Below are 22546 nucleotides of genomic sequence, written 5' to 3'. Positions count from 1 at the left end.
CGTGGACTCGTGGAACTATAAGCCGGCATCAGACCTGGAACTCCCTCCCGTCGAACAGGCGCGGAGCTTGAAACGCGAGTCGGGCCTGGCGTCGGACTTCTGGCATCACGTCTGCCACCATTTGTCCCGCGTTTACTTCCGCCTTTACCATCGGATGAAGGTCGAAGGGACTGAGAATCTGCCGAAGGAGCCCCCCTTCATTCTCATTGCCAACCATTCGAGCCATCTCGATGCGTTGGCTTTGGCCTCCGCCATGCCCCGAAGGCTTTGCGGGCGGGTCTTCCCGGTCGCCGCGGGAGACGTCTTCTTCGAAACCCCGGTCACCTCGATCGCGTCGGCCCTGATCCTCAACGCCTTGCCGATGTGGCGGAAGCGCTGTGGGCCTCATGCGCTGGCCGAACTCCGAAGTCGACTGATTAATGAACCCTGCGGCTTCATCCTCTTTCCCGAAGGGACGCGGAGCCGAGACGGCCAGATGCAATCGTTCAAGGCGGGCCTGGGCATGCTCACGGCCGGCACGGCTGTCCCGATCATTCCTTGTCACCTCACAAAAACCTTCGAGGCTTTCCCTCCCGGGGCACGATTTCCTCGTCCTAGCCATGTTTCGCTCAAAATCGGCTCCCCACTTCACTTCGACGCCGTGCCGAATGCCCGTGAAGGCTGGCAACAAGTTGTCGCCGAGTCCGAGGCTGCCGTGCGTCGGCTGGCCGATCCGGTGAATACAGTCTGAGACCTGCTTCATGCAATCGACCCTGGAGAACAGGGGCATTGTTAGGGCCGTCGTTCGGATTCGGGGATATGGATGACAGTCAAAGCACAAGCGTCCCAGACGCGACCATCGCGGCTCACGTTCCAGGTGACGAACAATTTGTCTCCTTCTGGGGTAACGGCTGCACTGTAGGTGCCTTTAAGTGTGCAACCGTAATTGTTCTTGGTGAATGGATGCAAGAAGGCGATAATTTTTTTGATATTTGTCTGTGTATCAAATTGTACCACGGGTGCGCCGTCTGATTCGCTACCACCGTGCGCCCCAGGCATGTAGTAGATATACCGTCCTGTTGGGTCGGCATCGAGCGTGGCGATATACTGTTCCCGTCCGACCGCTGCGGGACCGAGTATTTTGACCTTTTCCGTTTTCGTGTTGAAGGCGTAGAGGGTCGCTTCTCGCCCGTCGTGGTCGAACGACACGGTGTACACGAGACCCTGCGGGGTCTCCTGGGTGGCGGCTCGGATACTGATCTTGCCTTCGATCTGCTCGGGGACATTCCCGATTCCCGGTGTGTAGCGCATCAGCGGGCTGTCGCCAGTGCCCGGAGTGTAATAGACCCGGCCGCTGGATGTGGCAAGGATCATCGAGCGTGACGGCCCGTTTGGCAGATCGCAGAGCACCTTCCTCGATTTGGTGTCATAAGCGAAGAAGCGGACACCATCGTTTTTGTCTTCCTCGCCCGGCGTGGTCCCGCCGTAATAGATCAGCCGCTTTGGATCGAGCACGCCCGCGGGAAGACAATGCTTGGGGACTGGGCCGTGCGACAGGACGTTGACTTCACCCGTTTCCGGGTGGATGCGGATAAGCCAGTCACCCTTGAAGTGGTAGCGGTCGTTGGTGACCCGAGTTGAGCCACGATGGGTGGAGGTGTAAAGCCATCCGTCCTCACCCAGGTCGATTCGGCTATGGATTTTTCCAGGGGTGTAATGCCCATCAGGCAAATTCAGCAGCTTGCGCAAATCGACGAGTTGGCGGAACCGCTGATTTGTTGGGTCGTACTCGTAGACGAAGGCATTCCCGCCAGGCGCCAGGTGATCGCCGATTGAGGCGTAATACTTACCGTTAACGGCCAAACTGTCGCCCCAGTTGGACCAGGGATTGCCCTGGTAGGTCTGGTTCGGGTAGTAAAGGAAATCGACCCTCGGCGGTATCTTTGCCACCACAACATCGTCGCGAATTGTTGTCGGTGCCCTGAGAAACTCCGCAGATGTGCTGGTGATCATTGGCCTTCCCCCCGGTAACTTCGGCGGGTAGGTCATGTTCGGCTTGGTCGTGGGAGCCGCCTGCTGGCCTGTCTTCGTTTCAACAGGTCCTTGTTGGGCGTCCGCGACCCCACTGATGAGCCACGCAAGCGAAGCCACAATGAGTGTTCTGCTCTTGCCAGTCATCATGCGTCCTCTGAGTCCGAATTCTGATCGGTGGCATGCCCACCTTGGAAGTTGTCGACTCGTCCCCCGTTTCACTCTTCGTCGGCTCATCGACGGTGACGACGCTGAGGACGAGAAACTGTGATTCGGGTCTTCAGTCTACTCGTCATTGATGGGGCCGACCGAATGGAACCCATTCTCACCTTCGTGATTTTTCGCATTTCCACCGGAAGCGATTGGTTTAAATTTGGCGATTTGAGGGCTTGGCTGGCGGCTCGATTGGCTTGACCGGGAGCTCATTTGAGCAAGAATAAACGGAGATTTTGCGTCGAAGTGGATCGAATGTCCGTAGCGATTTGTTCGATTGCCTCGCACAGACCACCCCGGTCTCGCGTATCGTCGGTAACATCAGGACTCAGGGTCAAGTTCCACGGGGAGTTTTGCACATGACAGCTCGTCTGAGGTCGGTCGTGGCGAAGTGCCTGCCGGGGGCTGGGGCTTCGGGGGGCAAGTTGCCGACGCGACGAATTGAGCGGCGAGCCTGTCAGCGGACGCCGGGGCTGGAGATGCTGGAAACGCGGAACCTGCTTTCCGGGCTGCTTGTAGGCGGTGCGGGGGCCGGTGGATCGCCGGTCGTTCAGGTCTTCGACGCGGACACGGGGGCTGAGCGATTTCAATTCCGGGCTTACAACGCCAGCATGACGGCTGGCGTGAGGGTGGCTGTCGGCGATGTCGACGGCAACGGCGAACTCGACATTGTGACCGCGCCCGGGCCTGGCGGACCTGCGATCATCAAGGTCTTTCGTTCGAGCGATGGCACCCTGATCGGAGAGTTCGCGGCGCCACGCGCCTGGACGCGAGGGGGAACCTGGGTGGCGGCCGGCGATGTCAACGCCGATGGCCGGTCCGAGATCGTCGTGACGCCGGGGCTGGGGGCGCCGCTCGTTCGCGTTTACCAGGGCCTCGACGGTCAGCTTCTCGATGTGTTCCGAGCGAACGCCAGTGGCTCTCGCCGAAGTTGGGGACAAGGCGCCAAGGTCGCGGTTGGCGATCTTAATCATGACGGTCGCGCGGATATTGCCGCATTGTCGGCGTTTGGACCCTCCAAGGTTCGCGTGCTCGATGGCCAATCGGGCGCTTTGTTGGCCGACTACATGGCATTTGACGGTCCTTCAAAGGGCAAGTCGTCGGTCGCGATTGGCATGGTCGGCAGCGATCGCCATCCTGATCTGATCGTCGCGACGGCACCCCCTCGATCCACCCAGACTCGAGTCAAGGTCTATCAAGGGGTCGTGGATGCGAACCCTGCTGAGTTCATCGTGCCCAACAGCGCGAATGGCGGCGGCGTTGAGATCGCTGCCGTGAACGTGGGGGGCCGGGGACGTGATGAAATCGCTCTGGCGCCCACTCGAGGGGGGCGTTTTGGGGCCACGATTCTCAGTCGAACGCCCTTGCTTGCTTCGATCTCTCCCGAGGGGGCGGCGGACTTGAAAACCGCCTATCAACTCCCAATCGCCTCGTACGGGCTCTTTCTGGCAGGCGACCATACGGGCGCACTGTCCACGCCCGCGGTCGCCGTCAACGCAATCGAGCCTCCGCTGTCTCAATCCCTCCCCGTTATCCAGCGTTTGGCCTACTTCGACCCGAACCTGAAGCAATTTGTTCCCGTCCAGGCCGACGACCCTCGCCTGGTCGGCAAAGATATCTCTGTCATTGTGCATGGGTGGGCTCCAGGCTATCAGGGATGGGTCAACTACGAAGCGACCCAGAAGAATCATGTTTTGAAATGGTGGGAGACCGATCCCAGCCAGCCCGGCTACGACCCGAGCTGGACCGCGATGAATCCGCAAGGGCCAGCATCCGACTGGCTCCTGCACGGCGAAACGGTGAGCACGTTACTCAATACGACCGTGGTCTCGGCTGTGGGACTGGCTCAATCGATCCTCAGTCGAATCGATCCGAGTGAGCTGGCTGGCCGGCCGATTGACCCGAACACCGTGGTGCTGGCCTATAGCTGGACCGATGATTCGGCAACACCGACCTGGGACATCCTCGATACCAAAATCCCGGAACAGGCCTACAAGTCCGAGGCTTTGACGACGCTCAATGGTGAGCGGCTCGCCTCCGCGCTCGAATCGGTCCTTGGCACTGCGTTCACCGGCAAGCTCCAACTCGTCGGCCACAGCCACGGCTCGAAGGTCGTTTCGGTGGCCGCGACGGCTTTACAGCAAGCGAAGATGCGCGTTGACCAGGTGACTCTTCTCGACTCTCCCGAAGACGACGTCACGGTCGTGGGCGATGCAGCCAACTATAACTGGTTCTTTCTCAAGAACCTCAACAACCTTGATCGCTCCAAAGAACTGAATACGTTTGTCGACAATTATATTTCGGCATTCAATGTGCCTTACAGTGGTATACGGCTCTCCAATGGTGGTGGAGAGTCTTTGAGTCAGATTGTCGACGTGGATCTGACTCCTGATATTTACTACTCGTATGATCTCAGTGGTCGGCACGGTTATGCGGCCTCATGGTACGCTGGTTCGAGCCAACCGAATCTGACATATCAGCAGAAAGTTGGCCAATACTGGTCAACCTTGCTCCCTGCCAACCCGAACTCCGCGAACCCGGTCAAAAACCTGTCTCCCTATTATGAGCAGAACTGGAATGAACTCTTCCATGCGGCCGACCAGCAGTTCGTGCTGAATCCAAAGAATGCGGCCCCGAAAGAGACGATCACGTTTCAGTCCTACAACGCCTCTGGCGTCACTGTGATTCAGAACGGGACCACCAATCATTCGCAGCCAGTCTCGCTCCGTGCTCCGCTCCACGGTCAGAGCGGGATTGCCTTCAGCTACCAGTTTCCGACTTACCAGGCGGGGGACCGGTTAATCATCCTCGCCGACGGGAATTTGGCCTTCGTCATGGACGCGGCTCTGGTCGGCTCGAATGTCGCTCAGGCCACACTTAGCCTTAGCGGGTATCCGCTCGAGCTGCATAACCTGACATTCATCCTGACCAGCACGACGAGCAACCAGACATCTCAGGTCGTCGTCTTGAATTTCCAGACGTTCTCCCAGCCGATCCTATGAGAAGCGCGAGGGAGATCGGCCGCGAATGCCACAGCGAACACAAGATAAATCGAGTCTGTCGCAAGGAAACCGGACCGTCTGTCTGCCCTGGAGGCCGAAATTCGCGGGAGAAACTCGTTCCTACGCTCTGCAGCCCCACCCGCCGGGGAGGATGACGCAGAGCGTCGCGGACGGCATTCCCACGCAGAGCATGGGAACGAGATCCCGGTATCCTTGCTACAGTCTCGAAATATTATGAGCCATCAACCGTGGTTGATAAGCAAAAAATGGGCACGATTGGGGTCAATGGATTTTGTGATTTTTTGATTGTTCGTGATTTTTCGTCCGACCGAACGTACGTTTGAGCGGCAGGAACTGTGGTCCGGCCGAATTTCTTATTGATTGGTCTGTTAGGCCAGCGAGCGAGTTTCAAGGCGATGACCGAACCTACGGAACCGAGTCGGCGGAAGTTCACCCGACGCAAGTTACTGGTCGGAACGGCCGTCACCGTTGGCGTGCCCGTGGCTGCGACGGCTTGGGGCTATGACCCTGACTGGCTGAATGTGCAACGCCATGAGGTGGAAGTTCCCGGCTTGCAGCAGCCTCTCAAGGCCATCCAGGTCAGTGATCTTCACGCTGATCGTGCGGGATCGTGCTCGCAACTTTTGCGTGACCGGGTTGCCGAGCAAGTCCGTCGCGAATCCGCTGACCTGATCCTGGCTACGGGCGACTACATTACCCGTCCGGGCGATGCGATCGACGAGGCGGTGGCCTGGGTTGCCAGCCTGCCCGCCCGTCTGGGCTATTACGCGGTGCTGGGCAACCACGACTCTCCCGAGGTCAAGCAGGCGCTCGAGGCCGCGGGGATCGCCGTTCTGACCAACACCTGGACGATGTTTCATGGGATGGCCCTGGCCGGCGTGGGCGATCTCAGCCGTTGGCCGCATGCGCCTCAGACCGTGCTCGGCGAAATCCCGCGAGGGACCGGAACCGTCCTGCTCGCCCACCAACCCGACAGCTTCTGGACCTATGACGAGCCGATCACGCTCCAGATCTCAGGGCACACTCACGGCGGTCAGGCCACGCTCTTCGGGACGATCCCCGCGCCCCAGTTGATGCCGCATTTGAAGCCGCTCCTGATGCACATCCCCAAACTCGAGCCGATCGCCCGGCGATCCTATCTCGAGACCCAACGGGGGGCCTGGTCGGGCTTCTTTCGACGCCCTGACGGGTCGACTCTCTACGTCAACCGTGGCCTCGGCCGCTTCAAACGGATCTCCTTCTACTGTCCGCCTGAATTGACCGTCTGGGAGCTGGTGCCCGCCTGAACCACCAGCTCCCGAGTGGGTGGTCAAGATAGTAATGAGCAAAAGAGTGTAGATGCGTGTGTCGGTTTATTGGTGTCCCGATTCTTGCTCCATGAAGTGAATGCCCGCCTTGACCGCTTCTTGTTCGGTCGCGAACACACGCGGCGGGCCGCCACTGCTGGTTCTGATCGGGCCGAGGCATTCGAGCGTGGCGTGGGAACCCGCCCTCGGATCCTCGTCGATGTCGAAGAACACGAAGCAGACGAATCCGTTCATGCTCACGAGTTCGCCTGACTTTGCGTTGTATGAGGAGAACTTGTCGATCTGGAACCAAGCTTTTTTGTGATGAACCAGCATCAGGATGGGCCTCAATCCAGAGTCTTTGAGAAGAACGTACTCGTCGCGCCTCGAGCCCGAGACAGCGACGAGACACGGAGTTGAGAAGGGGGGGGATCGCGTCAGACCGGCGATCTCTGGAAAGCTACCGCACGTCGACGCCCAGGGCAAGGGACTGCCTCTCGGGGCAGGCGTGGCATCAGGAACCAAGGGTGGCACCGACGCACGTTTGGTTCAGGACATGAGGCGATTTGCGGGTTTTGAGAGGTTCTGGTCTGCGGTGGATCAGGGGATGACCGATTCGGCCATGATCTGGATGAGCCGGGTTCCGAAATCAAGTCGGTCGGCGGCCGTTGGCGGCTTGCCCGTTCGTGGGTCCTTGGCGATCCGCAGTTCCATGAGCATGATGAGGATGCCCTTCTGGGCATGGAGCACGTTGGCCGTTCCATCCTGCTTTGCGCCCAGGATCGGCCCGTGGCTGGGCTGAAAGGCGGTTTCCTGAATCAGCCGATCGCTGAACTTGACGACCCGGGCGCGGGCGGCATCGTCGCCGGCGTGAGTCTGGATGTACTCGCCGGTTTCGGTATTGTGCAGATTCACCATGAGGTCGATCGTCCGGCCCGTATCGACATAGGAGCTGATCGCTTTCTTGACGTACCAGATCTCGGGCATGAGGCGCAAGTCTCGCTTCCTCCGCAGGTCGACCTCGTCCCAGTGGCGATTCACGTCAAAGCCGTTGGCGTTGAATCGGACCTGACCTGTGGCCGAGCCGTCGGGGTCGACCATCGGGGTGAACTTGAAGATCGCCTTCTTGCGCAACGCCAGGGCCTTGGGATCGTCAGACGTCACGAACCGCAAGGCTCCTTCCATGACGTACGAGGTCCCCGACTCCCAGGCATGCTGCCGGGCCTGGAGCCAGACCGTCACCTTGTCACGATCGGGAACGTCCTCCGAGGTCACGGTGACCAGGTGGAGGTCACGTCCCTGGGCCGTCCGGCCGATCACCTCGATCCGGGCGTCATCCGCCCGATCCACCTGTTCCAGCAATTGCGATAGCTGTCGCGGCGTGTAGGGTTGCTGGTGGGCAATCCAGATTGAGTTGCGTTCGGGGCGGATCCGGAGGGTGGCCTCCTTGGTTCGCTCATCCCACGACACGTCGGGAATCCCGCTCCAACTTACTCCGTCATTGCTGAAGACCGGGATGATTTCGGGACCCATCGGACAGGCGCCTGGCTTTTCGTTGTACTCCCCGACGAAGTCGGTCATGACAATTGTGAGGTCGCGGCCGCGTGCTCCGTCAATGCGGAAGGAGAACCAACTCGCTTGCCGATTCCGCCCGTGCTCGTCCTGCTGTCCTTTCACGTGGCAACGGAACTCGGTCTCGCTGACCGCCTCGATCGTCCCGAGCGATCCCCCCTCGAAGTTGGTGCTGAAGCGGATCCGAGAGTCCTCGGGCGCCGCTCCCGCCAGGGCGAGCATCCAGGCCGCGGCAAACGTCGCCCAGGCAAGGCGAGGGAACAATCCGTGTAACGGTACCTGCATCGACGGCTCCCAAGGGGTCGACAACTCGCGCGCTCGCTGAGGTCGCCTCGTCGAGCGTGCGGAGTGGGCTTTTTTCCGGGGAGCGAATTCTCCTGGTTTCCACTCCGCGAACCCAAAAGGCGACCAGTTCCACCCCTTCGGTCGTTCGCGGTCAAGGGTCTTCGTCCCAGGTTGAGCCAGTTTCCACCGCGGGTGCGCCCGACGCAAGTGTTCGGTTCTCGGCGACGATTCAAGGAGGCTCGGCGGCCCTTTGCGTTTCGCTCTGTTCTGTTTGGAACACCGTCTCCCAATTATTCCGCCGTCGACTGCCGGGATTGCCGATGACCGACTCTTAAAAAATAAAATATGGTGTGCGTCACGTCACCGCACTGGTGTGATGGCGTAGTCAGAGTAAGTCCGGCGGGTCGGACCAGCCAGACAAAACCAAAAATATAAGGAGATGATGCTGATGGCTGTCGACATGTTTCTGAAAATCACGGATGTCAAGGGTGAATCCAAGGATAAGGGGCACGCTGGTGAGATCGAAATCGAATCCTTCAGTTGGGGAGCGAGCCAGCTCGGTGCGTCCTCGCACGGGACCGGAGCCGGTGCCGGCAAGGTCTCGATGAATGACTTCCATTTCGTGATGCGGAATAACTCGGCGTCGCCCAATCTCTTCCTCTTCTGCGCCAACGGCAAGCACTTGAAGGAAGCGAAACTCACCTGTCGGAAAGCCGGCGGTACCCAGCAGAATTTCATGATCGTCACGCTGTCGGACGTCCTGGTCTCCAGCTACCAGACCGGCGGATCGCAGGGGGGCGAAGTCCCCATGGACCAGATCAGCCTGAATTACTCGAAGGTCGAGCTCGACTACCTGGCCCAGGACGAGAAGGGGATCACGAAGTCGGCCGGCAAGAAGCACTGGGATATGAAGACCAACACGGGCGGCTAAGTGAAGTCGTCTGTGGGCCGTCGGCTGGCTCGTCGATCATCATGAAATCGCACCGGAAGGCCGTCATGGTTTTCCGGTTGCGATTTTTTTTTCAGGGAGAGTGGAGTCCCCCCCCTCCCAGAAAACCAAGAGTTTCGCTACAGTCCGCCCTGGGTCTGAGCCGTCAACTTGTGTTGCGATGCGACCCGGTTGCTAACCAACCGAAGCGATAACCCGGGCCGGCTCAAGCCTCTGGCTGGTTTCAAGGCGGTGCGGCTCACCTCACGACGACGTTCCGGCTTCTCGTCGTCGCTTTCGCGTTTCCGCCCCCTTTTTCGCCGAGGCCGATCGCTCGGCTGCAGTTCGGGCCGCGGACGCGGCTCCCCCTTTCTTCCCTCCTTCAATGCTGGCGACGTGCGTGTCGGGCTTGCCTCGACCGCTGCCCGACTTGTTGCCTCCTCCCGACTCCTTATTCACAGTGGCCCAGGCCCGTGCTTTCGCCGTTTCGTCGGGAACGCCACGCTCCTGGTAACTCGCCTCGATATGTTCGGCCTTGCGCTTTTGCTTGTCCGTGTACTTCGACTTGTCACCCCGCGGCATGGTGGCCTCCTCTCGTTTGAGGTGGTTCCGTCTCCGTCTGAACTGGAATCGGTCGAGTCCCTGGTTCCTCATCTTTTTAGCAAAAGCAGCTTGCGTGCCGGTTACTCAAAGGACGTTGGATGACCCGGGATTCGCGGGTCTTCATCCGGCCAGTTTAAATAAATTCGAAAAGTCGTGAAACCAGCCCTAGACGACCGAGGTAAAGTTAGTAGAAGATTAATAAGGCGTCACTTCGCGAGGTTGCGAAGGATGCCGTTGGACGTCCGGCGGGCGAGGTGGCCTGCCGCGTGCCTTTTTGCCAGAAGGAGCTTCATAGATGGCCTCCGGGTCGCTTTCCTCCTCTTCCGCCAACTCTCCCTCAGCCGAGCACGAGTTCATGCAGGCGATCAAGGATTATCAACAACAGAGCGGGCGGTTGTTCCCGACCTGGAGCGAGATCCTTGAAGTGGCCCAGAACCTCGGCTACTCAAAAGCGGGCGGATCGCACCTGAGGAGAGCCTTGCCACGGCCCTGACGAGGACGACTCGACCTGGCCCCTGATGGCATTGCGTTCGCGGTCAGTGCTCGCCCGAATCGAACGTGTGCCGTCGAATTTTAAGAATATTGCCCGGTTTTTCCCGGCGATTCCAACGAGTTATGTGACGGAGCCACCGAAGCCGAATCGTAGGTCGTGACTGAGCGATTGCTACGTCCATGATCGCGTTTGGTTATGGTTGATCATGATTCAGTTGTATAAAGTCCTGGAATCGAAAACGGTTAAATTTCTGGATTCGAGTCAGGCGATAGAACTGACAACCCGTGGCGACGGCCTCACGGGTCGATTCTTGCGCGGGGCGTTGCTGACGGAGACGGTGAGGAAATCTTCTCCTCCCTGAGCTCTGGTGTTCCTTGGGAGAAAGCCATCGTTTCAGCCATGCTGGACTCGATGCGCAGTCCCACGGCCTGTGAACCTTGACGCCTTTGCTCGTGACGCCAGCGACCTGCTCGCGGAACGCCTAAGTACGCTGGCAAAACGCCTGGGGCCAATCGAACATTGGTCCCGCAACGATCCCCTTCGTGATTCTCCATCAAGCAAGGGGCGACCGACCAGGGGACACCCCTTGGCAGGCGGTCCGATCCGTTGTTGCGATTTCGCTTTGCGGACGCTTCAGTCCGCTTCAAATCTCCATCCTTAGAGACGCGGAATCGTCGTCGGGCAGGGGGCTTGTCTCGTTGCGCGGAGCGACTTCGGACGGATTTTCCCGAGACAGTGGGCCGCCGCGAGGTTATTCTCGGGTCGTCGACAACGACCGCGGAACTGTGGCGGCTCGAGGGGTTGGCCGGAAGATCTCCGTGCAGAACCACGAATGCGCCTGCCTGCTTGAAGGAAAATCAACAATGAACCTGCATCCGACGAGTCGCCGGCGCTTTCTTCGGCAGACTCTCGTGGCAACCGCGTCCGTGGCCGCGGCCACGCTCGATCCCTTCGCCTTGACGTTCGGCCGTACGACGAGTGCTGCGCTCGGTGGTCCTTACGTCGACGTTCATACCCACTTGGGACGAACCTGGAATGGCGACCCGCCCCTTACAGCCAAGGGGCTGCTCGAGTGGATGGACGCGCATAATGTGGCCAAGGCGGTCGTCCTCCCCTTGGTTTCGCCCGAGTCGTCCAGCTATCTCAACCTGACCGAAGAGGCCCTGGCCGCCGCCAAGGCGCATCCGGACCGGCTCGTCCCGTTCTGCTGCATCGACCCTCGCACCAGTTATCGCGGCGGCCGGACGGGGCTGCGTGATTTGCTCAAGGAATACGTCGACCAGGGGGCGAAGGGGTTCGGCGAGCACAAGGTTGGCCTGCCGATCGACGATCCGAAGATGATGGCGGCTTATGAGGTCTGCGACGACCTGAAGCTTCCCGTTTTGTTCCATTCCGATGACATCCGCGGTACCGATGAGTCGGGCTTGCCTGGCCTTGGTCGCGTGCTCAAGGCCTTCCCGAACGTGAACTTCATCGGTCACGGACCCGGGTTCTGGGCCTCGATCTCGGGGAACCTCCCGAAGGCGGACCTTGGCGGTTATCCCAAGGGAAAGGTCTTCCCTGGGGGCGCTCTCGATCGTCTTTTCGAGGCTCACTCGAACCTCTGGGGCGACCTCTCAGCCGGCTCCGGCTCCAACGCATTGGCACGTGACAAGGAGTTCGGGCAAAAGTTCCTCATTCGTCGCGCGAATCGCCTCCTCTTTGGCACCGACTATCTGAAGCCCGGTCAAGCGGTACCCCAATTCGAACTCATGGCGAGCTTCGACCTCCCCGCCGACGTTCGTGCCAAGATCGAACGCGGCAATGCCACCACGCTTCTGAAACTCGCGGAATGAGGCGAGTGGCTCCCGGTCCACTTGGGATCACGCGGGGGCCAGGGCGAGAATCGCGATAGAATTCCGGGCCGGTCGAAGCACAGTAGCACGGCCGGCCCGGCGGTCGTTTGATCCAGGTCGTCCCAATTTCTTCTGGAGGGAGTCATGGATCTCGAGGCCGAACGTCAGAGCCGTCTTGCCGAAGCCCAGGACGGACTTGCCTGGTCGGAGGGAGAAACCATCGAGCGGCGTTTCGGTCCAGGGAGCTTCGGCTACCATGAGCTCCTCGACCGTGCCTATCTTTTGTCCGCAAACTGGGAAGAATACATCGCCGCTCACCCGACCACGTTGATTGACCCGGACCGGTATCGCATGGCGCAAGAGATCGCCGAGGCGATGGCTCAGTTTTACCAATTGGTGGGTCGTGGTGATCAGCCTGACAGTTCGCCAGGTGATCGTATTTGAGACGAACGCGTCGGGCTCCTTGGCCGCGGATCGACGGCCGTTGCGGTGAGGCTGGTCCTCTTGTCCGATCGCCCGCTCTCGCGCCTCCAGCGGCCGAAAGTGGGGGATCGATCCGGTTGTCATGTTGATTTCGGTCCGCTTGTGAGCGATCGAACGACGTTGCACTACAGGTCGAGCGGGGCTACTCTGGCCCCTTCTTCCTGGGCCGGTGGCACGAATTGCCGAGGTGCGGGCAGCTTCCTTGAGGGAGGGATCGGCCGTGGCTGAATTCTCCTCCTTCGAGAAAAATGAGTTTGATCCTCTAAGGGGAGCACCTATCGTGGGCAAGGAGGAACCGATCTCCGAGCTTGGGCCGGGTCGTGCGAGCGGGCATCCGTTGCGCGGGCTCTTGATCACGCAGTTTCTCGGCGCGTTCAACGACAACGCCTGGAAGCAGGTCGTCACTCTGCTGGCGATTAGTGCGGCGGTCACCGTCGAAGCGGGGCAGCGGGAAGCGGCCCTGGCCCAGATGGCCCTGCTCTTGCCGTCGATGCTGTTCTCACTTCCGGCCGGGGCGCTGTCGGACCGGGTGAGCAAGCGATCGGTGATCCTCGCCATGAAGACGTTCGAGCTGACGCTGATGGTCGTCGGCACCCTGATTCTTTATCGCTATCCAACCTCAGCCCGCTTGGGGATGGTTGTTTTGATGTTTTTGGGCCTGCAGGCCGCACTTTTCAGTCCCGCGAAGTATGGCATCCTTCCCGAAATCCTGCCGCACGAAAAGCTCTCGAGGGGGAACGGCTTCCTCGAACTTTGGAGCAACGTCGCGATCATCGCGGGGATCGTGGGGGGCGGCGGCCTGCTCGGCCTGTTCAGTGGCCGCCCCTGGCTCGCGGGCCTGGTGCTGACGGTCCTGTCGGCCGTGGGCCTGGTCGCGGCCCTCTCGATACCGCGGGTCCCGGCCGCGCGGTCTGAGGGGGGGATTGTGGCGACCATCCAACTGGGCTGGTCCGCGATCCGAGCGGATCGCATTCTCCGGCTGGCGATCTCCGGCCAATTTTTAGTGTGGTCGCTCGCCTGTCTGATTCCCGCCCCGGTTCTGACCTACTCGAAGAAAATCCTGAGCTGGATGACTCGATCGCGAGCCTGCCGATGGCGATGGTCGGGATTGGGATCGGGATCGGATCGGTCCTGGCGGGCAAAATCTCGGCGGCGAAGGTCGAGTACGGCTTGCTGCCGCTCGGAGCGTTGGGGCTGACTGCGACCACGCTGACGTTCGGGACGATCATGCCGGGGCTGGCGGGTACCCTGGTCTTGATGGCTCTCAATGGCCTCTTCTGCGGCCTCCTCTTCGTGCCGCTCAACGCGTTGCTCCAGTGGCGAGCGCCGGCGGAAGGGCGAGGCGCGGTGATCTCGCTGGCGAACGTCCTGGTCTATGGAGGGATGATCCTGGGCACTGCTTTGGCCTGGGAACTGGCGGATCTCGGCATCACCGCGCGAGGGACGTTCCTGGGGGCGTCGGTCGCCCTGGCCATCAGCTCGCTCTGGGCGCTCTGGCTCATGCCCGACGCTTTCCTCCGGTTCGTGCTCCTGATCCTGGCGGCGACCCTCTACCGTGTGAAGGTCATCGGTCGCGAGCACGTGCCGCTGAAGGGAGGGGCGCTCTTGACCCCCAATCACGTCTCGTTCGCCGACGGCCTGTTCATCATCGCCAGTATCGACCGGCCGGTCCGGTTCGTCGTCTACGCCGAATACTTCCGCCACCCGATCACCGGATTCATCCTCCGGGCGATGCGTGCGATCCCGATCTCGGGGGCAGGGGGGCCCAAGCAGATCCTCCAGGCGTTTCGCGAGGCGGGCCGCTGTCTCGACGCGGGGCAGCTCGTCTGCGTCTTTCCCGAGGGACAGATCACGCGCACGGGCCTGCTCCTGCCGTTTCAGCGCGGGATGCAACGGATCCTCAAGGGGCGGACCACCCCGATTATTCCGGTCCACCTCGATCGCGCCACCGCGAGTCTCTTGAGCCCGGTCCACTCCCATACCTTGCCCGAGCGCATCCTCTTGCCCGTGACCGTCTCGTTCGGCACGCCGCTGCCGGCTGACACGCCGCTTCCCACGCTCCGCCAGGAGATTCACGACCTCGATCAGGAGGCGTGGGCCCATCGTAAGGTCGACCGCCGGCCGTTGCACCATTCGTTCGTCCGCCGCGCCCGGCGGCATCCCGGCCGGCTCGCCTTCGCCGACGCGTTGCGTCCGCGCGTCTCCGGAATCGGAGCCCTGGCCGGCGCGATCGCCCTGGCCCGTGCGTTGCGGCCGAGCTGGGAGGGGCAACCGCACGTCGGCATCCTCCTGCCGTCGAGCGTCGCGGCGGCCCTGGTCAACCTGGCGGCATCACTCGCCGGACGGGTCTCCGTGAACCTCAACTTCACCGCGGGTAAGGCCGGGATGGAGTCGGTGGTGAAGCAGGCCGGGCTGCAGACCATCGTGACCAGCCGAGCCTTCCTCGAGAAGGCCAAGCTCGAGCTGCCCGGCGGGGTCACGCCGATCTGGCTCGAAGACCTCAGCGCGGAGATCACGACCAAGGACCGGCTGAAATCGCTTGCACTGGCCTGGGTGGCCCCGGTGCGTGTGCTGGAGCGGATCGCGGGAGCCGTCGTGCCGCCGACTGTGGACGACCCGGCCACGATCATCTTCAGCAGCGGGAGTACGGGAGAACCGAAGGGGGTGGTGCTCTCTCACTTCAACATCGACTCCAATGTGGAAGCGATCACCCAGATCTTCCGGGTCCAGCCGGCGGACCGGGTGCTCGGGATCTTGCCCTTATTCCACTCATTCGGGTACACCTCGCTCTGGCTCGCCGGCAACTACGGGATGGGGACCGTCTTTCACGCCAACCCGCTCGATGCGGCGACGATCTCCGCGCTGGTGGAACGCTATCGGGCGACGATCTTACTCGCGACGCCGACCTTCCTTCAGCTCTACATCAGGCGGTGCGCACCGGCCCAGTTCGGCTCACTCCGGCTCGTGATCGCAGGCGCGGAGAAGTTGCCGGAGGGACTCGCCACGGCGTTCGAGGATACGTTCGGAATCAGGCCGCTCGAAGGCTACGGCATGACCGAGTGCTCTCCCGTTGTCGCCATCAGCACGCTCGACTACCGGGCTCCTGGGTTCTTCCAACCTGGCTCGCGCCGTGGCTTCGCCGGGCATCCGTTGCCGGGCGTTTCAGTCCGGGTCGTTGACCTTGCGACGGGCGAACCGGTCGAGCCGGGGAACGAGGGGATGCTGCTCGTCAGAGGGCCGAACGTCATGCAGGGCTATCTCAACCGCCCCGACCTGACTGCGGCCGTCATGCGCGACGGCTGGTATGTCACCGGCGACCTCGGCCTGATGGACGAGGATGGCTTCCTCAAGGTGACCGGGCGGCTGTCGCGGTTCTCGAAGATCGGCGGCGAGATGGTCCCTCACGGACGCGTCGAGGAGGCCTTGCATGAAGCGATCGGGGCCGACTCCCAGGTGTTCGCCGTGACGGCGGTTGGCGACGAGAAAAAAGGGGAGGCCCTCGCCGTGCTGCACACCCTCGACGACCGAGGGGTCCAGCAAGCCCTTGAGGGAGTGTCGGCCGCGGGACTGCCCAACCTCTTCACCCCCCGCCGCGACCGCTTCATCAAGGTGAATGCCTTGCCCGTCCTCGGGACCGGCAAGCTCGACCTCCGCGCGATCAAGCGGATCGCCGAGGAATCCTTCTCGGACGCTCGGGCTGGACGGGGGCAAGAGGCTTCCAATACCTCTCCTGAGCAAATCGCGGCCGACATCTGAGCCGCAAGTCTGGATCATCCGGTGGTGGGCGGCGGTTTGCAGGGTGGGCACGGCCACCCTGCAATCGGTGGGTACGCGCGCTGATGGCGAGGAGCAAGACGCCGGGACCGCGCGATTTCCTCGTGAAATGAGACGCTTGTAGCGAGGGAATTCCCCAGGAATTCCGTCAGGCAATGGGGTTTTGTTCATCGGATTCGCCCGATAACCTTGCCGTGGACTCGATTTTTTTGCCTCCTCTTCGGCATAACCGGTATTTTTGCACGAATCCGCCCAGTCCCAGCCGATACCTACTCGTGCAAGACGTGTGGAAACCTCATTCCCTTCGATCCGTATGCATTTGCTTCTGATAGAAATCGATGGCCAATCAAACGGCGAAACTCCAACGTCTGAGCGGCCGACCCGTCCAGTGGCGACTGGCGGCGGGGGTTGTGCTTGCGCTGGGGATCGTGCAGGCGACGCTTAGGGCTCAAGCTTGGGCTGAACCACCGCCGGTAACTGGTTCTGGGAGTAAGAGCCCCGAAGGAGCCAGAGCGGTTCCAAGCTCCGGGGCAGGCCCGGACCCCTCAGCCGTGGAAGACCGACTCCGACGGCTGGAGATGCTCGGAGCCTCCGTCCTGGAGCAGAATCGGCACCTGACCGAGCAGAACCGCCAGTTGGCCGAGCAGAATCAGGAACTCGCTCGCCAGCTCCAGGTCGTGAATCAGCGTCACGACGAACTCGCGAACCGGCTCGATCTTGTGACCACGCCGCCGATCCCGTCGCCCAGCGCACCACCACCTGTCGAGTCCGAATCTCCCCTCCCGACCTTCAATCTGGCTCCGGAGTGGCCTGTCCGGCAGGAGCCGCCTCACGCTCAAGGATCGGACGGCTCCCGCTTCCTTGTCGGCGAATACGACCGAGAAGCGGGCCAGTTCGTCCTCGTCAAGCCGCGGGATCCGGAGCAAACTCCGTTCGAGCTGAACTTTGACCTGATCACCGAGCTGCGTTACACGGGCTTCTCGCGCTCGGCGGACACCTGGACCAACAGTGCGGGCACCGTCCTCCCGATCAGGAATTTCAACACGATCGAGGTCAACCGTAACTGGTTTCAATTCACCGGCTACGCGCTCGATCCCCGGCTCCACTTCTCGACCGCGGTCTTCAGCTCCTCGACCACTAACAGCACGGTCTTTCTCGGCTACCTCGACTATCACTTCAGCAAACAGTTCATCCTGTCCGCCGGCTATTACAAGCTTCCCGGAAGTCGCGAATGGCTCGCGTCCTTCCGCCATTCGCTGGGCGCGGACCGGACGATGGCGACCACCTTTTTCCGACCCAACATGACCCCCGGCATCTGGGCCTCGGGCGAACCGATCGAGAACCTCCACTACATTGCGATGGTCGCCAATACCTTCAATGGCCTGAACCTCACCCAGAACCGGATCGGAAGCAACATGGCCTTCGGGGGAAGTTTGTGGTGGGAACCGTTCGGCAAGTACGGCCCCGGCACGTCGGACATCGAGTGGCATGAGGAGTTCACCCCGCGGATCGGCACAAGCCTGGCGGTCTCTCGTGAACATCTCACCGACGCCGCGGTGGTCCAGAGCAACCCGGAAGATACCCTCTTCCGTCTCTCGGATGGCACCCCGCTGGCCACCATCGGCGCACTCAGCCCGGGAGTCGAAGTCAATGCCACCAACGTCCGGCTCTGGGCGCTGGATGCGGCCATCAAGTATCGGGGACTGAACCTCTCGGGTGAGTACTATCTCCGCTGGCTCGATGACTTCAGCTCGACCGGAGGCCCCCTCACCACCCAGAGCGTGTTCACCCACGGGGCCTACGCCCAGACCTCCTACTTCATGATCCCCCGCCGACTGGAGGGATACGCACGCTACTCGTTCGTCTCAGGCCAGTTTGGTGAAGGCGATGAATGGAGCGGCGGCCTCAACTGGTACGTACTCGCCAATCGCAACTGGCGAATGACCTTCGACGCGACCCGGATCAATCACTCGTCGGCCCAGAACGAATTGACTGGTTACCGCGCCGGCGAGAGCGGCACCCTGTTCCAAGTCCAGATGCTCACGGATTTTTAATCTGTGCATGGCCCACGACAGCCAACTCGTCGCCTCAGAAATTGGAGGCGCCTGGGCTGGAGAAGGCGCTTGGGATTCCTGGATGGGCATCATCTGGGAGCGACGTCGAACGCGGTGGAGCAAGGCAATCGGCGCTACCGAGAAGATGCCGAAGACGGTGTGCCGGGTGAGGACCCGGCGCGGGATCGCGGGTCGGTTGGCGCTGGACCTCCAATGGGCACGTCAAGGTGAGGGCCGCGCTCAGCCAACGGTGTCACGACCCAAGGCGTGGGCGGCATGAACCCCGATTTCCTCGCGACAGTGTCAGAAAATGACGTCTGAATTCCAGACGACCCTCTTGACGGCGACCACCCGCGGTCAGTAGATTCGTGATCGATGAGACTGAATCTCAGTTGCATCCAAGCTAAATTGAACTGCCGACGCTGGTCCCGTCGGATGGGTTCTGGTTCTCAACGTTGGGTTTTTCATGACGCCGGGTTTTCGCGCCCTGCCATACCGCGGCTTACTCCGATCCGTCCACGTCGGATCGCCTGCCTGGTTGTGTTGAGACGGCAACGGATCGAAGTGAGAGAGCGAGCGCTCTCATGACGTCACGTCCTCGCACGTGGCCAAGCCGCTTGGGATCCGAACGAGACGACCGGCGAAGCGTTTGTTCCCGCCGGAAGCATCATCAACTGCTGGCCAGTGACGTTCGCTCATGGTCAGTATTTTTCGCCAGATTCATTGCAGGTGGCCCGGTTCTGGTCCAATCGGGTCATTGACCTCTGCTAATGGAAGAAGCGCCTTTCATGATTTCTCACCTGCCTCCACGCTTTCGACGTGAACGTGTTGGTTTTACGCTGATTGAACTGCTGGTTGTGATCGCGATCATCGCCGTCTTGATCGCCTTGTTGTTGCCGGCTGTGCAGGCGGCCCGCGAGGCGGCTCGCCGCATGCAGTGCACGAATAACATGAAGCAGCTTGGCCTGGCGCTCCACAATTACCTGGGGACGAACAACGTCCTGCCACCAGCCGCACAGGGTGGCATGTCGTACGTGTATATGAACTACACGGGCTACAGCTTCCTGCTTCCGTATATTGAGCAGACCTCGGCGTACAACACGTTCAATTTCAACCTGGTTAGCTCGGCCGGCATCCAGGGGTGGTCGGAGTGGGGCAACAGCACCGGCTTCGCCCTTCAGTTCGGGGTCTTTCTCTGCCCGTCGAACCGAGCCACGGGCGAGGTTGGCGCGACCACGAGCAATGGCTGGTCGGTGCCGAAAGCGGCGGTGACGGACTACCTCTTCAACGGGGGAGCCAACCGCTACGTGGTCAAAGGCTTTGGCGAGACTGGACGGAGCGGGCCCTTCGGCTTCGATACTGCCACCACGCTGGCTGAGCTTTCCGACGGGACCAGCAACACCTTCCTCATGGGGGAGTCGGTCGGCGGCAACCAGCGCAACAAGTACTACGCCTCCGGCTCCGGGGCCTCTCGTGTTTGCCTCCCGCTGGCCAATTACAATACAGCGGTTCCCGTGTATTATGATAATTTGATGTACATGGCGTATGGACGATCCCGGACCTGGACGCAGGGGGGAGTGGCCGCCCGGATCATTGGCGCGTTGGTTGGTCGCACGGTGGACTCGGTCGGCTTCCCCTACAAGCTCAACGACTGTGGTTCCGAGTCTTACACCGACGTGTCGATTGCGGCCCCGGGCGCTCCGGCGCCTGCGGAAGCACAGAAGTTGACCAACTTCCGATCGGCCCACCCCGGCACGACGAATTTCCTCTTCGGTGATGGCGGCATTCGGGCGATCAAGGATTCGATCGCACCCAGCGTTTATCAAGGACTGTCGACCATGGGGGGCGGAGAAGTGCTCTCCTCCGATAGTTACTGATCCGGGTCTCGAATCCTGCCGCGAAGGAGCGGAACTTTTCACAATGCGATGCCGCATTCTCGATAAGCGTGGTCGATTGACCTTGGCCTTTCTCGTCGTTGCGGTTTTCCCTGGCTGTGGTTCGGGGGGGATTGCCGAGCCTGCCAGTCCCATCGCCAGCGCCGATTCCGAGGCGGGCAAGAAGGCTCGGGAGCAGGACGAGCAACTGCGGATTCTTCGCAGTCAACAAGAGGCCAAGCTCCGCAAGCGTGTGAAGGGCCTTCCGGAAGAGGGCTAATCCGGGCACGAAGCCCAACGTTATCGACATCGTCTCATCACCGAACGTCGTCCACCGATCGAGATCGGTGGACGAATCAAGGTCGATTTAAATCTCTGTTTATGAATGCAGAAATGCTGAACCCGTTTAAGGAGCTGCCATTGATTCCGCGTTGCTTTTTGAAGTCATCCCTGGTCGCGCTGGCCACGGCGTCGATCCTCCCCCAGATCGCCTGGGCGCACTTCATTTGGCTCAAGGCTGAACCAGCCAAGCAGCCCGGCGGGACCGCGACGATCCGGGCCTTCTTCAACGAAGAGCCCGAGCCCGATGCCGCGTTCGTGAAGTACACCAAGAACCTCCAGTTGAAGGTGGACGGCCAGACGGTCCCATCGACGCAGGGTGAGGAGTCGCGTAACGCCGACTGGGCCGGCAAGCTCCCCACGACGGTCGACACCGAGCATGACCTGGGCGTGATGACCAAGGGAGAGAAGTCCTACCGCCTCAAGTACACGGCCCGCGCCCAGACCGGTGTGCTCGCTCCCACCGCCAAGGAAGGGAGCGATACCCTCCGCGTTCGCCTGATCGAGGTCGACGGCCAGAAGCTTGTCGAAGTCCTCTTCGACGGCAAGCCGGTGGCCAAGGCCCGGATCAAGGTCTATCCCGCGTCCGGTGAACCCATCGATGCGACCGCCGACGACCAAGGGCGTGCGACGATTGCCGGGATCGCCGAGGGAACGTCCGCCCTCTGGGCGAACCATGTGGATGCAACCCCGGGGACGAAGGACGGCAAGGACTATCCCGAAACCCGCTACTACGCCACCTTCACCTACAACCCGTCAGCGCAGGCCGGCGGGACCGCCTCGGCCAGTGACGAGGTTCCTCCCACCAGCTTCGCCACAATGCCCGCCCCGGCTGTCAACAGCTTCGGTGGCGCGGTGCTGGGCAAATGGCTTTATGTCTATAGCGGCCATGTCGGGCGGACCCACCGCTACAGCGTCGAGACGACCGACAAGCATTTCCGCCGGCTGAATCTCGAAGACCGCAAGACCTGGGAAGACCTTCCGCTGGAGAAGGATCTTCAGGGCGTGGCCCTGGTCGCTGACGACAAGGCCCTCTACCGGATCGGCGGGATGGCCGCGAAGAACAAGGTGGGCGAAGACGAGGAACTCTACTCGGTCGCCGACTTCTCCCGGTTCGATCCCGAGACGAAGACGTGGACCAAGCTCGCCGACATGCCCGAGCCCCGCTCGACTCACGACGCGGTCGTCATCGGCCGCACGGTCTACGTCGCCGGAGGCTGGACGATGGACGGCGACTCGGATACGTCGCCCTACCCGAAGAGCACGCTTGCGTTCGACCTCGATCACCCCGACGCCGGCTGGAAGGTCATTCCTCAGCCGTTCCAGCGCCGGGCCCTGTCGGTGGGAGAGCAGGGGGGCAAGCTCTTCGTTCTCGGCGGACTCGTCGGGGGCGGCATGAAGGTTGATAAGCGTGTCGATGTCTACGATCCCAAGTCGGGAACGTGGTCGCAAGGCCCCGATCTGCCGGGTGGCGGCCGCACCGAAGGGTTCGGCACGTCGGCGTTCGCCGTCAACGACCGGCTCTACTACAGCGGCGCCTCGGGGCGGATCTACCGGCTCAGCCAAGCCGGCGACGCCTGGGAGTCCATCGGCGCCTGGTCCCTGCCGCGAATCACCCACCGCGTCCTTCCTGGCCCAGGACGCACCCTCCTGGCCGTTGGCGGCAACGCCAAGGGCAAGCAAACCCCCGTCATCGAAGCCATCCCCCTGCCTGAAACCCCCGCCGCCGCCGCTGCCGGCGAGTGAGTTTCCGGTCACTTCACCCACGATTTGT

The 22546-nt window shown here is 61.4% G+C and carries 17 protein-coding genes; 13 read left to right on the top strand and 4 right to left on the bottom strand.

Annotated elements, in window-relative coordinates; all coding sequences use genetic code 11:
* Nucleotide 1 precedes the first annotated feature (1 nt).
* A complete protein-coding gene (locus tag V5E97_RS24420; RefSeq protein ID WP_406694172.1) occupies nt 2-730 on the top strand; it encodes a lysophospholipid acyltransferase family protein in 729 nt (242 codons plus the stop codon).
* Between the two features lie 41 nt (nt 731-771).
* Here V5E97_RS24420 and V5E97_RS24415 read toward each other — a convergent pair whose 3' ends face one another.
* Nucleotides 772-2160 (bottom strand): hypothetical protein, encoded by a 1389-nt coding sequence (locus V5E97_RS24415; RefSeq protein ID WP_406694171.1) that lies wholly within the window; start codon nt 2158-2160, stop codon nt 772-774.
* A gap of 422 nt (nt 2161-2582) precedes the next feature.
* On the opposite strand from V5E97_RS24415, the gene V5E97_RS24410 reads away from it, so the two are divergent.
* Complete coding sequence (locus V5E97_RS24410) at nt 2583-5225, top strand: FG-GAP repeat domain-containing protein (protein WP_406694170.1); 2643 nt, start codon at nt 2583-2585, stop codon at nt 5223-5225.
* A 416-nt stretch (nt 5226-5641) separates the two neighbouring features.
* Nucleotides 5642-6532 carry a metallophosphoesterase gene (locus V5E97_RS24405; RefSeq protein ID WP_406694168.1) on the top strand — a complete coding sequence of 297 codons (891 nt, stop codon included), beginning with the start codon at nt 5642-5644 and terminating at the stop codon, nt 6530-6532.
* A 66-nt stretch (nt 6533-6598) separates the two neighbouring features.
* Here V5E97_RS24405 and V5E97_RS24400 read toward each other — a convergent pair whose 3' ends face one another.
* Together V5E97_RS24400 and V5E97_RS24395 are read right to left on the bottom strand one after the other, a co-directional pair.
* On the bottom strand, nt 6599-6868 hold the full coding sequence (locus tag V5E97_RS24400) for a hypothetical protein (RefSeq protein ID WP_406694166.1): 270 nt from the start codon (nt 6866-6868) through the stop codon (nt 6599-6601).
* A gap of 264 nt (nt 6869-7132) precedes the next feature.
* Nucleotides 7133-8389 (bottom strand): M14-type cytosolic carboxypeptidase, encoded by a 1257-nt coding sequence (locus V5E97_RS24395; RefSeq protein ID WP_406694164.1) that lies wholly within the window; start codon nt 8387-8389, stop codon nt 7133-7135.
* Between the two features lie 448 nt (nt 8390-8837).
* Between V5E97_RS24395 and V5E97_RS24390 the strand changes: the two genes are divergently transcribed.
* Nucleotides 8838-9320, top strand: a complete 483-nt coding sequence (locus tag V5E97_RS24390; RefSeq protein WP_406694163.1) for an Hcp family type VI secretion system effector — start codon at nt 8838-8840, stop codon at nt 9318-9320.
* Nucleotides 9321-9581: 261 nt separating this feature from the next.
* Here the strand turns inward: V5E97_RS24390 and V5E97_RS24385 are convergent, their stop codons facing one another.
* Entirely contained in the window at nt 9582-9899 is a 318-nt protein-coding gene (locus V5E97_RS24385) for a plasmid stabilization protein (protein WP_406694161.1), read from the bottom strand.
* Between the two features lie 316 nt (nt 9900-10215).
* Here V5E97_RS24385 and V5E97_RS24380 point away from each other — a divergent pair, with 316 nt between their 5' ends.
* The 9 genes from V5E97_RS24380 (at nt 10216) to V5E97_RS24340 (ending at nt 22518) form a co-directional block, all read left to right on the top strand.
* Nucleotides 10216-10413 (top strand): hypothetical protein, encoded by a 198-nt coding sequence (locus V5E97_RS24380; RefSeq protein ID WP_406694160.1) that lies wholly within the window; start codon nt 10216-10218, stop codon nt 10411-10413.
* An 863-nt stretch (nt 10414-11276) separates the two neighbouring features.
* The gene (locus tag V5E97_RS24375) at nt 11277-12248 is read left to right on the top strand and encodes an amidohydrolase family protein (protein WP_406694158.1); all 972 of its coding nucleotides are present in this window, start codon (nt 11277-11279) and stop codon (nt 12246-12248) included.
* 144 nt (nt 12249-12392) lie between these two features.
* On the top strand, nt 12393-12692 hold the full coding sequence (locus V5E97_RS24370; RefSeq protein ID WP_406694157.1) for a hypothetical protein: 300 nt from the start codon (nt 12393-12395) through the stop codon (nt 12690-12692).
* A gap of 319 nt (nt 12693-13011) precedes the next feature.
* On the top strand, nt 13012-13929 hold the full coding sequence (locus V5E97_RS24365) for an MFS transporter (protein ID WP_406694156.1): 918 nt from the start codon (nt 13012-13014) through the stop codon (nt 13927-13929).
* Nucleotides 13824-16487 (top strand): AMP-binding protein, encoded by a 2664-nt coding sequence (locus V5E97_RS24360; RefSeq protein WP_406694155.1) that lies wholly within the window; start codon nt 13824-13826, stop codon nt 16485-16487. Before V5E97_RS24365 ends, V5E97_RS24360 begins: the two co-directional genes overlap by 106 nt.
* Before the next feature lie 569 nt (nt 16488-17056).
* The gene (locus V5E97_RS24355) at nt 17057-18559 is read left to right on the top strand and encodes a porin (protein WP_406694154.1); all 1503 of its coding nucleotides are present in this window, start codon (nt 17057-17059) and stop codon (nt 18557-18559) included.
* Nucleotides 18560-19347: 788 nt separating this feature from the next.
* The gene (locus V5E97_RS24350; protein ID WP_406694153.1) at nt 19348-20436 is read left to right on the top strand and encodes a DUF1559 family PulG-like putative transporter; all 1089 of its coding nucleotides are present in this window, start codon (nt 19348-19350) and stop codon (nt 20434-20436) included.
* Between the two features lie 43 nt (nt 20437-20479).
* Nucleotides 20480-20713 (top strand): hypothetical protein, encoded by a 234-nt coding sequence (locus V5E97_RS24345; protein WP_406694152.1) that lies wholly within the window; start codon nt 20480-20482, stop codon nt 20711-20713.
* A gap of 140 nt (nt 20714-20853) precedes the next feature.
* Complete coding sequence (locus V5E97_RS24340) at nt 20854-22518, top strand: Kelch repeat-containing protein (RefSeq protein WP_406694151.1); 1665 nt, start codon at nt 20854-20856, stop codon at nt 22516-22518.
* Nucleotides 22519-22546: the final 28 nt, after the last annotated feature.

Source organism: Singulisphaera photorubra (assembly GCF_045290345.1).
GTDB lineage: Bacteria > Planctomycetota > Planctomycetia > Isosphaerales > Isosphaeraceae > Singulisphaera.
The sequence above is the reverse complement of the archived record's forward strand: the minus strand, read 5'-3'. Positions and strand labels throughout refer to the sequence as shown.

Excerpts from the sequence above, each read along its gene's own strand:
- V5E97_RS24350 (WP_406694153.1), top strand. The coding sequence starts at position 19,348 with ATGATTTCTCACCTGCCTCCACGCTTTCGACGTGAACGTGTTGGTTTT.
- V5E97_RS24375 (WP_406694158.1), top strand. The coding sequence starts at position 11,277 with ATGAACCTGCATCCGACGAGTCGCCGGCGCTTTCTTCGGCAGACTCTC.
- V5E97_RS24380 (WP_406694160.1), top strand. The coding sequence starts at position 10,216 with ATGGCCTCCGGGTCGCTTTCCTCCTCTTCCGCCAACTCTCCCTCAGCC.
- V5E97_RS24360 (WP_406694155.1), top strand. The coding sequence starts at position 13,824 with ATGGCGATGGTCGGGATTGGGATCGGGATCGGATCGGTCCTGGCGGGC.
- V5E97_RS24410 (WP_406694170.1), top strand. The coding sequence starts at position 2,583 with ATGACAGCTCGTCTGAGGTCGGTCGTGGCGAAGTGCCTGCCGGGGGCT.
- V5E97_RS24370 (WP_406694157.1), top strand. The coding sequence starts at position 12,393 with ATGGATCTCGAGGCCGAACGTCAGAGCCGTCTTGCCGAAGCCCAGGAC.
- V5E97_RS24405 (WP_406694168.1), top strand. The coding sequence starts at position 5,642 with ATGACCGAACCTACGGAACCGAGTCGGCGGAAGTTCACCCGACGCAAG.
- V5E97_RS24345 (WP_406694152.1), top strand. The coding sequence starts at position 20,480 with ATGCGATGCCGCATTCTCGATAAGCGTGGTCGATTGACCTTGGCCTTT.
- V5E97_RS24385 (WP_406694161.1), bottom strand. The coding sequence starts at position 9,899 with ATGCCGCGGGGTGACAAGTCGAAGTACACGGACAAGCAAAAGCGCAAG.
- V5E97_RS24415 (WP_406694171.1), bottom strand. The coding sequence starts at position 2,160 with ATGATGACTGGCAAGAGCAGAACACTCATTGTGGCTTCGCTTGCGTGG.
- V5E97_RS24400 (WP_406694166.1), bottom strand. The coding sequence starts at position 6,868 with ATGCTGGTTCATCACAAAAAAGCTTGGTTCCAGATCGACAAGTTCTCC.
- V5E97_RS24395 (WP_406694164.1), bottom strand. The coding sequence starts at position 8,389 with ATGCAGGTACCGTTACACGGATTGTTCCCTCGCCTTGCCTGGGCGACG.
- V5E97_RS24390 (WP_406694163.1), top strand. The coding sequence starts at position 8,838 with ATGGCTGTCGACATGTTTCTGAAAATCACGGATGTCAAGGGTGAATCC.